This window comes from Pedobacter jeongneungensis, from assembly GCF_000633455.1.
GTDB classification, from domain to species: domain Bacteria; phylum Bacteroidota; class Bacteroidia; order Sphingobacteriales; family Sphingobacteriaceae; genus Pedobacter; species Pedobacter jeongneungensis_A.
Genome location: NZ_AYMG01000049.1, coordinates 1 through 11,025, shown reverse-complemented (window position 1 = coordinate 11,025; position 11,025 = coordinate 1). Strand labels below are relative to the sequence as shown.

The window sequence follows — 11,025 nt, the reverse complement described above, 5'->3', positions numbered from 1 at the left end:
AAAACAAATCTAAAGGACGACACTATGTATGAAGGTTGCTATGAACCTTACACCCTCAACCTTCTACCTTCAGCCTTAAACCTACTCAAAGGTAAACTTCACATTTTTATAGCCCAAACCTTCAACAATTGGTTTAAGCACCGTTGTGGCATTGGTTTTAGTCTGTGCTAAAATACTCGATTTGTTAACCTCTGCAGTCACCTGTCTTTCAGCAGCTTTATAAGCTTCATCTACCAAACTGGCCTCGCGGAAGAAAGCCATTTTTGTATCGTAAACACGTGAGTTTTTATGGTCAATTTTTACATAACAAATTTCGGGTTGTGGTAAATTTACTACAGCAGTGTCCGCATCAATGCTAATATCTTCGCGGGTTATTTTGGTAAGATCGATACAGCCTACAGCTTCGGCTTTTACAATTAATAAAACACTGGCTTCGGGTAAAAAATCTGTTTTATTTTTATGTTCCAAAACATCGCTGATCTGGTACCTCACCAGCTCCAGTTTACCTATTGTCTCGATTTTCTCTACCAGAAGCTGATGTTTGCTTTCAACCGTGGTATTGATGCTAAACTTTTTGGAGATAAATAAATACCCCGCAACGATTAAAATTAACCAGGGTAAGAGACGGAAAAAGATCTTCATATGATCAAAAAATAAGGTTTCAACATGTTGTGTATTTAATCTGTTGCACAATAATTAATCCATAATTCAAGAATAATATTTTTTTGGCAAAAGATTTGTAATAGCTAGATCACACACACAAATAAACACTAATCAAAATGAAAAAACTTACCATTCTAATGCTTTGCATCGCCACACTAGGTCTGGCTTCTTGCAAGAAAGAGGTTCTTGTTCCTGATGCAGGACTTCCAAATCAGACAATTGAAACAGTTATTAACGCTAATCAATGGACTTACTCTGAAAACAATACAAGATTATCTACGACAATTAATTTTCCAGAAATTGATGACGCAACTTTTAGAAATGATGGTATACTAGTTTATATCTATCCAAATAATTCTGTTGCTGAATATAAACAATTACCAATGGTATTTGATGCACAAGCTTACAGCTATATTGTAAGAAGAGGTTCAATAACTATTGATATTCAAACTTCTGGAGATAATGTACTTACACCAACAAAACCCACTGCTCCAATTGGTTTAAGGGTTGTAATTGTAACTTCATCTCAATAAGTAAAAACATTTAAAACTCTAAAAAACGACTGATGTTCAACTGAACGTGGTCGTTTTTTTTATGCTCTCCCCTGTTCAGCTGTAAAGCACGGATGTTTACACCATTTCTTTCTAAAAGTAATTCATCATAGAAACCCTTATAGTACACATCTTTAACTTCAAAACGTCTGCTGCTCCAGTTGCTATTTATTTCGGCCCATTCAGGGTAAAACACAACCGAATCTTTTTGTGTTTTTAACCCAATTTTTTCGGCATCAGCTTTTGATAAAACCACCGCATTACCTAAAATTTGGGCGGTGTAAATGTGTTTGGGGTGTTGGTAAATTTCAGCTGGTTTTCCGGTCTGTAACAGTTCGCCATTTTTCAAAATCAGTAACTGATCGGCCAGGAATAAACCATCAGCAGGATCGTGCGAAACCAAAATAACGGTAACTCCTGTTTCTGAAGCGATGCGTTTAATATCTGCACGTAGCTGGTTCTTAAGTAAAGCATCAACCTGGCTAAATGGTTCGTCTAAAAGTAAAACCTGCGTATCGGCAACCATGGCTTTTGCTATAGCCACACGCTGTTGCTCTCCCCCACTTAGCTCAATGATTTTTTTATTCTGTAAAGGTAAAATCCGAAGGTGCTCCATCATCTGAATCGTTTTTTCGGCTTTGGTTTTCAGGTCGGTATTCGATAGCTGTGAGGCAATATTATCGTACACTTTTGCATAAATATTCAGCGAAAAATCCTGCGTAACCATTTTCATCTGTTTGTGTCCGGGGATCAGTTGTTCATCCGGCCCCTTAACCCTTTGATCTTCGAAAAATATTTCACCTGAATCAGTTTTTAACAGCCCATAGATCGATTTTAATAAAGTTGATTTTCCGCTACCGCTCTCGCCGATAATGGCCACTACATCGCCTCTTTTAATATCGAAACTTACATTTTTGATTCCACCGGCCTGTTCTGCCTGATATTGCTTGGTTAAATTTTTAACGCTGATTAGGGTATTGCTCACGTGGTAAAGATAAGAAAAAGGTAGAGGGTTTTGAGGTAGAAGGTTTAAGGTAAATGAGACTAAACAAAAAATCCTGTCTCGCCTAACCGAAACAGGATCTGTTTTATTTGTGTGTTGCTGTGTTTTAATTTAATCCGAAGGTAACTCCGAAACTCATATTCTTTAAGCCAGCTTGTTGTGAGGTGGTAAACATATCGTTAAAGTAATATTTGGTAAACAATCCTAAACCTCCGTACCCAAATCTAACGGTACCTCCGTAACGAACCGACTGAAAATGGTAACTATCATATTGTTTTTCTTTACCACGTTCTTCGCTAATCTGTTTAATTTTTCCGTTTAACAAAAAGCTAACCTCCGGACCTAAAACCAGGTAAAATCTTTTACCGTTTTTGTTTTCATTGGTGCGGAATTCAAAATTTAATGGAATATGCACATAGCTGCTGGAGAAACGGTTTTTAGAGAAATGTACCGGCGATTGATCAGTATAAACAAACTCATTTGAGTTTTTAGCAATGGTAATGTCTTTTCTCAAACGGATCAAAGTCCAGTCGAAACCACCTGCCACATACACTTTAAAACTAGAGTTAAAGCGATAGCCGAACTGCAAAATATCGAAAGAGAAAGTACTGGTTTTTCCGCCTTTATAATCCAAAAAGTCGTTATTTGGAGATAAATTAAAACTTCCATTGTCAATTAATCTCGAGAAACCCCAGTCAATCCTTGTGAAAGTAATCCCGCCTACAAAACGGCCTTTTTTTACTGAATCTGATTTCGATTTTAAGATAATTCCGTGTCCTTCGCTATAATCAATTTTCTTTTTAGCAGTACTATCCTGTTGAGCAAATGCTCCTGGAGCCATAACACCGGCAAGTCCGCTTACCAAAAGTGCTGTAAATATTAGACGTTTCATATTATGTGTGTTTGTTATTTTAATGTTGTAATGTTGAAAGGTTTAAAGTTGTAATGTTGCAAAGTTTAAATGTTGGATACTGTTAACTAAAAACTGTTAATTGTAAACTGAAAACTGTTACTTTTTCCGTTTTCCAATTTTAAAAGGACCAATATTGATCGATGATAAAGAAGAATCATCATCATCGGTACGGAACTGGATCAGTTTATCTTTTCTCTTATCTACTTTGTTCACAATGATGTTAATTACATCGCCCATATTGCGGATCCCTTTGCTTTGTTCGTTATCATTAATAGGTTCATCAGTTTTAAGCGTTGTTGGATTGCTTGCCGTTACCATATCCACTTTAGGCTGCAAAAGAATAGCGGCGTCAATTTGTGCTTTGATATCATTTTTTGGGCTTTCAACCTGTGCAATCATAGTTTCCTGCTTTTGCATTTCTGGTGCAGTAACAATACGTTGTTTTTCAACAGGTTTAACAACATCCTGTATAACCTTTGTTTTGGCAATAGCCCTTGCTGGTTTAACCTCAACAGGCAAAATTGGTGCAACATTTTTAACCGGTTCAATAACTACAGGTAGCTGATCTTTTACAACTGGCACCTCAACCGTTTGCTTTGGCTTTTCAATTGTGTTACTGGCCAATTGTTTAGTTTCATTGGTATTATTTTGCTTTTGAAAAATCAAAATCCCGATCGTAGCAATCAATAACACAGCAGCTGCCGATAACCAGTAAATGGGAACGATCCTTTTTTTCTTAGGTGTTATTTCGCTTTCTATATTGCTCCATAAATCCCTCGATGGTGTTACTTCAGCATCAGCAAAAGCATCCTTAAATAACTGATCAAAATCCTTATCCCGTATAGGTTGCATAACCAAATCCCTCCATTTTTATAATTTCTTCTTTTAATATTGCCCTTGCTCTCGATAACTGCGATTTACTCGCGCCTTCTGAGATACCAAGCGTTTCACCAATTTCTTTGTGCGAATAACCTTCTATCACATACATGTTAAAAACCATGCGGTAACCATCGGCCAGTTTTTGTATTACCTTCATTAAATCCTGCATGCCTAAAGTGCCAAAATCAAATCCGGTTGATGGTTGTTCGTAAGCCTCATCTATCTCCACTACATTTAAGCTGCGTAAATTTTTACGGTAACTTTCAATTGCGGTATTCACCATTACTCTTCTAATCCAGCCCTCAAAAGAGCCATCGCCCCTATACTCCTTTATTTTTTGGAAAATTTTGATGTAGCCCATCTGCAGCACATCTTCTGCCTCCATCCTATCTTTGGCGTAGCGCATACAAACGGCCAACATTTTCGATGCAGTTTGCTTATAAAGCAGCTCCTGCATCTTCCGGTCGCCAGCTTTGCAGCCTTCCATCAAATCGTTTATCGTATAGCTTCGCGTCAATTTCATTGTGTGTTTGTATATAGAAGATGGGCAATTACAAACAATGGTTGCATGGGGGGGAGAAAAAAAGTTAAATAAAGTTAAAATTATTCCAATACTAATTGACTATCAACAAGATATAGTTTAAATAATTTTCAAGAAAGATATAGATTTTTTATTTGAAAATGAACATGCAGTATCTTTTGGGGATGTATCGCAAAGTCCTGACGTGAAGTCAGAACCTACAACCATTAAAAATAATAAACCCTGTAGATTTTAAAACCTACAGGGCTTGTAATGGATTAGTTAAATCACCCTCAACCTTTCTACCTTCTACCTTCCATCCTTTTTCACCTTAAACAATTTAAAATCCTGTTTATAAGTTAAGAAGAACGAGTGGTTAAACTGAAGTTGTTTATCGGTATTGTCTAAATCAATATGCGGTTCGAAACGTACATCAAGGTATAAATGCGGGATCAGTTCTTTTTGGTAAGCATAACGCAATGAAACAATGTTTCTAGAGCTTTGTCTTAACCCAGGACTATACAAATTATCTGAAACCGACTCATAAAGCGGCATCCCTTTAATCGAAATAAAGTTATTGCCTTTCCAGTAAGAAGCCACTAAACTTCCCCATTTACTTTCTACCCCGGCATTTAACCATAAACCGAAGCCACCCTGGTAGGCCCTTCTTTTATCCGGAGAGAAATCTTTGTAAACCGCAATATAATTATCGGTATATACCTGTTTAATATTAGTATTAATGTCTTTATGCAGTTTTATACCCGTTGCGCCATTAAACATCGTTGTAATCGGGATTTCTTTTAAAACATCAATCTGTCCGCCCTGGTGAAAAGCCAAAAACTGAGCAGGAATACTCAACTTCCAGTCATCATTTTTGATTAAAAAACTTTCGGTTGATAAACCACCGATGATTTCTTCTTTAGCCGGATCACCTTTATAAATCATTTTTTGCCAGGCAATCCATGCATCTAAAGTAAATTTCTTACGCTCTACCAATAACTGCGTTCCATATTCAATTGGTGTAGTTAATGTTCTTTCGAAATCGTATAATGGCTCAATATATTTGTGCTGAATATTTCCTTCTAAACTTCCAAAAATCAAAGTAAGGTTACGTTTATGGTATTTTACGCTGAATAAAGGTTTAGCATCGGAGATCCCGTTCCTTCCAAAATCTTTTCTGATAAAAGCACCTGCCGTAATGGCGAGGTTTGGATGTGCGTAATAAACGATCTGCGGTTGCAATTGCGTTCCGTACAAAGTATAACCATCATGAAAATCGTTGGTGTACTCGTAATTGCGAACGTAATTTAAATTATAAAAATTGAAGTGAACCTCGTTTGTTAAGCTGCTATCGGGGCGGATCCGGTTCTCAAAAGCCGATTGATTAAACTGTGCCGAAGCAAAATAAGAACTGAAAAGAAAAGTTATTAGTAGTGAGGTCCTTTTCAGACCTGTGTTTGTAAACATGTGCTTGGATTTTATCGCCCAAATTTAGAATAGTTTTTGATTTATTTAAATGAAGAGTATATGAAGTTTACGCAAAGGAAACAAAATTGCTAGCTGGTTGATCACCAAGGCACAAAGAACACAAAGTTTTTTACACTGCTTTAATTACAAACAATATTCTTGGTGCCTTAGTGACTTTGTGGTAAAAACAAATTTCAAGCTATCCAACTGCAGATTATCTTTAGTTTTATCCATTTACCATTTTCTTTCTTATAGATCACAGCTTCTCCTCCTCCGCACTTAAAATCGCAATAATATTCAGAATAAAACACACAATATTCGTAATTTCTCAAAAAAATCGGGGATGAAATTGAAGCAATTGCATTACCACAATACCGGTTGAGGTAATCCCATCCGTTATGCAGACGGGGATAATTATTTTTGAGAATTCTATTTAGCGAATCCTGACCTAAACAACTGCCTTTAAAATCAAGAAACTGCTGCCAATTTTCGATCTTAGGTTTACTTATATCTTCCTTAATAGATGATATTTCGCTTTTACCAAAAAAACTTAAATCTAAATACCCCTCTTTACAACCAAATTTAGGTTCACTAATTAGAATGAATTTTCTTATTTCTAAATTTAGTCCGTAAACTTCGGTAATAAAGCTTTTTGCCTGCCTGAAATATTCTAATTTTGCATTTGCCCCTGATTGTTGAGCGTCTGCTTTACCAATTAAGAAAATTAAACTTATTAATATGCCACCAAATACTTTTAACATAACTTTTTAGGCTATGATGATGGTATTTCATATTTTCCATAATAACAGAAAATCACTCACCGTTCTTCTTACGGTAGTTTTTATAGAGTTTAACGGCAATCATGATGGCCATAGCCACGCCCATGATACCAATTAAACCATAAATCCAATTGATGGCGTTTTTTAAAATCACTACAAATACAATGGCAATCATAAAAATGGTCGCCAGCTCACGCCATAACCTCAACTGAAAGCTGCTTAGCTTATATTGATTATTTTTAAGCTGTTTAACGATGTTCTGGCAGATGAAATGATAAATGAGTAAACCAACAACAAAACCAAGCTTAACCCACATCCAATCGGCTTGTAGCAGCCCCTGGTTTAAAGTTAACATAGATGCACCCGCCAAAACGGAAATAATCATTGCGGGGGTAGCAATAATCTTCCATAATGTAGCCTCCATTTTAACAAACTGTTTTTGGAGAATACTTTTTTCAGGTTCAGGCTTATCGTTTGCTTCCGTGTGGTAAATAAAAAGACTTAAAATATAAAATAAACCGGCCATCCAGCTAATTACAAACACAATGTGTACAGCTTTAAAATATTGGTAATATGGCAATAAGGTTTCTATCATTTTTAACTTGAAATCAAAAAAGTTTTATCCGCTTATTCGGCACACTTACTTTCCTAAATTCTCCATCATATACTTTAATAAAAGAACCATCATTAAATGTTCTATAAACGCCATCTGCTTTCACTTCAGTTCTACCTAAATTCAAAGCGTCAACAACCCTTAGCACATCCTCCATCTTCTTATTAACTGCTCTAATTAATTGTTTAATCGGCAGTTTATCCTCATCATTCAAAGATTTAACAGTCATATTATTTGAGTTATATAGCTAATATACAAAAATCAAATGATTCGTTTAATACCTAAACTCCTTCACCACCTCAATGGCATACTTCACGCTATCGAAAGGAATATCAGGCATAATACCATGACCTAAATTGAAGATAAATCCTTCGGTACCGCGCATGCGTTCGAACAATTTGTGGATCTGTGCTTTAATTACTGCTTTATCGGCATACAAAATATGTGGATCTAAATTCCCCTGTACAGCAATGCCAGCTGGCAAAGCATTTTTAATGTTCAATAAATCGGCATTCCAGTCAACCGAAATTACGTCTGGTTTAGCTTCTGCCATAATCGGCGCAAAAACAGAACTTCCTTTACAAAATGAAATCACCGGAATATCTTTTCTGTTGAGGTTGGCAATAATTTCCTGAATATAACGGTGTGAAAACTCCTGATAATCGTTCCACGATAAAGCAAGCGCCCAACTGTCGAAAATTTGAACAGCGTTTACGCCGGCAGCAATTTGAAGGTTCAGATAATCTGCAGTTACTTTTGCAATTTTAGCCAAAAGTTTGTGCGCCAATTCTGGTTGGTTGTGTATAAAGAGTTTGGTTAATTTGAAATCTTTAGACGATCCTCCTTCTATTAAATAACTCATTACCGTAAAAGGTGCGCCAGCAAAACCGATTAAAGGAATGTTTCCATTCAATCTTTGCTGAATCACTTTAATGGCATCAGCTACGTATTGTAACTCATCTAAACAATCAACATTTAGGTTTTCAATATCCTGAGCCGTACGTACAGGATTTGCAAACTTAGGACCAACGCCTTGAGTGAAGCTTAAATCGCCACCCATAGCCTCACCGGTTACCAGAATATCACAGAATAAAATCGCGGCATCTATATCCAGCAAATCAACAGGCAACATCGTCACATCAGCTGCAATTTCAGGAGTTTTGCACATCTCTAAAAAAGAGTATTTGTTTTTAATTTCCCAATATTGCGGCATAAAACGGCCTGCCTGACGCATCATCCACACTGGTGGGCGTTCTGTTTGTTTTGAAAATGCTGCGTCTAAAAATAGGTTATTCTTCATGATTTGTATTTGGTATCGCGTATCGTCACCCTGATCCAATTTCTATAGGATTTAATTTAGGGTCTTAACCAAGGAAAGATGCTTAAACAAGTTCAGCATGACGACCGGGCTAAAATTTTAATTTTGCAAATGTATAAATAAAAAAAAAACGAAGTACCTTTTTATCAAAAACTGGTGCTTCGTTTATTCAAAATGACAATACTAATATTATATTTTGCTCATTTCTTTTTCAATTTTAACAATAATATCTTTTGATCGTTGTGTTTCGGCAAGCTCTTTGGCCAGTTTGGTATAGGCTTCTGCCCTTTCCCTGTCTTTTTTCCGCAAAGCGAGGTTAGCCAAATGGATCAGCACATACGATTTTTCATTCTTACCCCCTACCGGAAAACGGCTGGCTAACTGAAAATGATATTCGGCTTTATCGTAATCCTGTTCTTTCAAAGCCATATTGCCTTGCATAAATTCGTAATAACCCCTACGGCTTTTTGCCAAACGCTCAGGCTTTGTAACCTCAGCCAATAAGGCCCTGGTTTTACCAAATTCGTTATTTTTGAAATGTTTCGAAGCCATTAACACCGAACTATGCTTAAAATGGCTCCAAACAACAAAGGCAAATAACACACCCGAAACGGCAGCCAACTGATATTGATTGTAAAAAACACAAACCAACGCAGCCAGCACAAAAACGGCCATTAAAGCATACCTGCCTTTATTATTGTACATTAATGACTATCGGTAAATTTATAACCTACTCCACGGATAGAGTGGAAATAAACCGGATTTTTTTGATCTGGTTCGAAATATTTCCGGAATGTTAAAATGAAATTATCAATCGTTCTGGTTGATGGATAAACATCGTAATTCCAAACAGTTTCTAAAATCTGCTCTCTTGAAACGGCATCATTTTTACGCTCGATCAACAGTTTCAACAACATCGTTTCCTTTTTGGTTAACGGTGTGATGGTACCATCATCATGTTTTAATTCGAAAGAGTTGAAATAGATTGTTTTATCACCGATTTTATAAGAATTCAATTCTTTTAAATCATCAGATTTTAAACTGCGTTTAACCAAGATACCAACACGAAGAATTAATTCTTCTAAGTTGAATGGTTTAACCAAATAATCATCAGCTCCTTTTTTCAAACCTAAAACACGGTCTTCTGAAGTGTTTTTAGCTGTTAAAAACATAATCGGAACTTCTGCATTCTCTAAACGGATTGTTTCGCAAACCTGGAAACCATCCATTTCGGGCAACATTACATCTAAAATAATTAGATTAAAGCGTTCTTCTTTAAAAATTTTAAGAGCGGTTTTGCCATCTTTAACGGCGTGAACTTTATAACCCTCAAGTTCGAGGTTTAATTTGATAGCATCTAACAAGTGATCCTCGTCTTCTACCAATAGAATTCTTAATTTTTGTGACATAATTGAGATTAACTAAATGTTACTTCAAAAATACTTCCTTGGGGCAGATTGTCTTTTACTGTAATATCTGCATCATGGTATTGTAAAACCTCTTTCACAATAAACAAGCCTAAACCTGTTCCTTTCGCTTTTCTGACATTCTCGTTACCAACGCGGTAAAACTTATCAAATATCAACATTTTTTCGGCATCTGAAATACCCGGCCCTTTATCTATTACACTTAAGTGAATATGTCCATCTATCTTATTTAAATGCACATTTATCTCGTCACATGGACTTGAATACTTTACCGCATTTTCAATCAAATTGGTTACAACTGACGATAAGGCAAATTTGTCACCCATAATCTGCAAATTTGGCTGAATTTGGGCACTTATCAGTTGTTCGTTGCCACAAGAGTGAACCTGCAACCGATCTGTAATTTTATACACCAGTTCTGAAAAATTAAATTCCTCTTTCGGAAAAGTGTACGAACGGTTTTCAATCTTGGTTGCCAATAGCATATTTTCCACCAGATCGTCTAACCGTTCAATGTCTTTTAGCGAATTGTTAAGCAGCGATACCTGGCGGGCTTTATCCAGATCTCTTTTAACAATGGTTTGGATAGAAAGTTTGATCGCAGCCAAAGGAGATTTCAGCTCATGGGTAATCGACATCAGGAAATTTTGCTGTTGTTCTCTTAATTTATCTTCACGTTTTAACGACTGGTGAAGGAAATAACCACCAATACAGAGCAAAAATAAAAACACTGATCCTTCGCCCATAATCATCGTCATGCGGCTTGGTTGCAAACGCACCACCAATGTACCCCAGGAAATGAGCTGAACGAGTGCGTAAAGCAATAATGCGTAAAATATAATTATAGACTTCTTCATTTATCGATCTTTCCTTCGGGTTGATTACACAGATT

At 36.4% G+C, this 11,025-nt stretch carries 14 protein-coding genes; 1 reads left to right on the top strand and 13 read right to left on the bottom strand.

What is annotated here, in order from left to right:
- Window positions 1–81: 81 nt before the first annotated feature.
- Complete coding sequence (locus tag U859_RS0130125) at window positions 82–642, bottom strand: DUF4230 domain-containing protein (RefSeq protein WP_025146917.1); 561 nt, start codon at window positions 640–642, stop codon at window positions 82–84.
- Between the two features lie 137 nt (window positions 643–779).
- On the opposite strand from U859_RS0130125, the gene U859_RS0130120 reads away from it, so the two are divergent.
- Window positions 780–1,196, top strand: a complete 417-nt coding sequence (locus tag U859_RS0130120; protein ID WP_025146916.1) for a hypothetical protein — start codon at window positions 780–782, stop codon at window positions 1,194–1,196.
- Window positions 1,197–1,206: 10 nt separating this feature from the next.
- Here U859_RS0130120 and U859_RS0130115 read toward each other — a convergent pair whose 3' ends face one another.
- From U859_RS0130115 to U859_RS0130055, 12 genes are all read right to left on the bottom strand, one after another.
- Complete coding sequence (locus U859_RS0130115; RefSeq protein WP_025146915.1) at window positions 1,207–2,199, bottom strand: ABC transporter ATP-binding protein; 993 nt, start codon at window positions 2,197–2,199, stop codon at window positions 1,207–1,209.
- A gap of 124 nt (window positions 2,200–2,323) precedes the next feature.
- On the bottom strand, window positions 2,324–3,109 hold the full coding sequence (locus U859_RS0130110) for an outer membrane beta-barrel protein (RefSeq protein ID WP_025146914.1): 786 nt from the start codon (window positions 3,107–3,109) through the stop codon (window positions 2,324–2,326).
- A 117-nt stretch (window positions 3,110–3,226) separates the two neighbouring features.
- On the bottom strand, window positions 3,227–3,982 hold the full coding sequence (locus tag U859_RS0130105; RefSeq protein ID WP_025146913.1) for a hypothetical protein: 756 nt from the start codon (window positions 3,980–3,982) through the stop codon (window positions 3,227–3,229).
- Window positions 3,963–4,532 (bottom strand): RNA polymerase sigma factor, encoded by a 570-nt coding sequence (locus U859_RS0130100; RefSeq protein WP_025146912.1) that lies wholly within the window; start codon window positions 4,530–4,532, stop codon window positions 3,963–3,965. Before U859_RS0130100 ends, U859_RS0130105 begins: the two co-directional genes overlap by 20 nt.
- 306 nt (window positions 4,533–4,838) lie before the next feature.
- Window positions 4,839–5,996, bottom strand: coding sequence for a hypothetical protein (locus U859_RS0130090; protein WP_025146911.1), 1,158 nt, complete (start codon window positions 5,994–5,996; stop codon window positions 4,839–4,841).
- A gap of 194 nt (window positions 5,997–6,190) precedes the next feature.
- Window positions 6,191–6,757: a hypothetical protein gene (locus tag U859_RS0130085; protein WP_025146910.1), complete on the bottom strand. Its 567-nt coding sequence runs from the start codon at window positions 6,755–6,757 to the stop codon at window positions 6,191–6,193.
- Window positions 6,758–6,809: 52 nt separating this feature from the next.
- Window positions 6,810–7,370 (bottom strand): CopD family protein, encoded by a 561-nt coding sequence (locus U859_RS0130080; protein ID WP_029986310.1) that lies wholly within the window; start codon window positions 7,368–7,370, stop codon window positions 6,810–6,812.
- A gap of 13 nt (window positions 7,371–7,383) precedes the next feature.
- The gene (locus U859_RS0130075; RefSeq protein WP_025146908.1) at window positions 7,384–7,617 is read right to left on the bottom strand and encodes a hypothetical protein; all 234 of its coding nucleotides are present in this window, start codon (window positions 7,615–7,617) and stop codon (window positions 7,384–7,386) included.
- A 45-nt stretch (window positions 7,618–7,662) separates the two neighbouring features.
- Entirely contained in the window at window positions 7,663–8,688 is a 1,026-nt protein-coding gene (gene hemE / locus U859_RS0130070) for a uroporphyrinogen decarboxylase (protein ID WP_025146907.1), read from the bottom strand.
- 207 nt (window positions 8,689–8,895) lie between these two features.
- Window positions 8,896–9,411 carry a hypothetical protein gene (locus tag U859_RS0130065; RefSeq protein ID WP_025146906.1) on the bottom strand — a complete coding sequence of 172 codons (516 nt, stop codon included), beginning with the start codon at window positions 9,409–9,411 and terminating at the stop codon, window positions 8,896–8,898.
- On the bottom strand, window positions 9,411–10,115 hold the full coding sequence (locus U859_RS0130060) for a response regulator transcription factor (protein ID WP_025146905.1): 705 nt from the start codon (window positions 10,113–10,115) through the stop codon (window positions 9,411–9,413). The genes U859_RS0130065 and U859_RS0130060 overlap by 1 nt, the downstream gene beginning before the upstream one ends.
- 8 nt (window positions 10,116–10,123) lie before the next feature.
- On the bottom strand, window positions 10,124–10,990 hold the full coding sequence (locus U859_RS0130055; RefSeq protein WP_025146904.1) for a sensor histidine kinase: 867 nt from the start codon (window positions 10,988–10,990) through the stop codon (window positions 10,124–10,126).
- Between the last annotated feature and the right edge of the window lie 35 nt (window positions 10,991–11,025).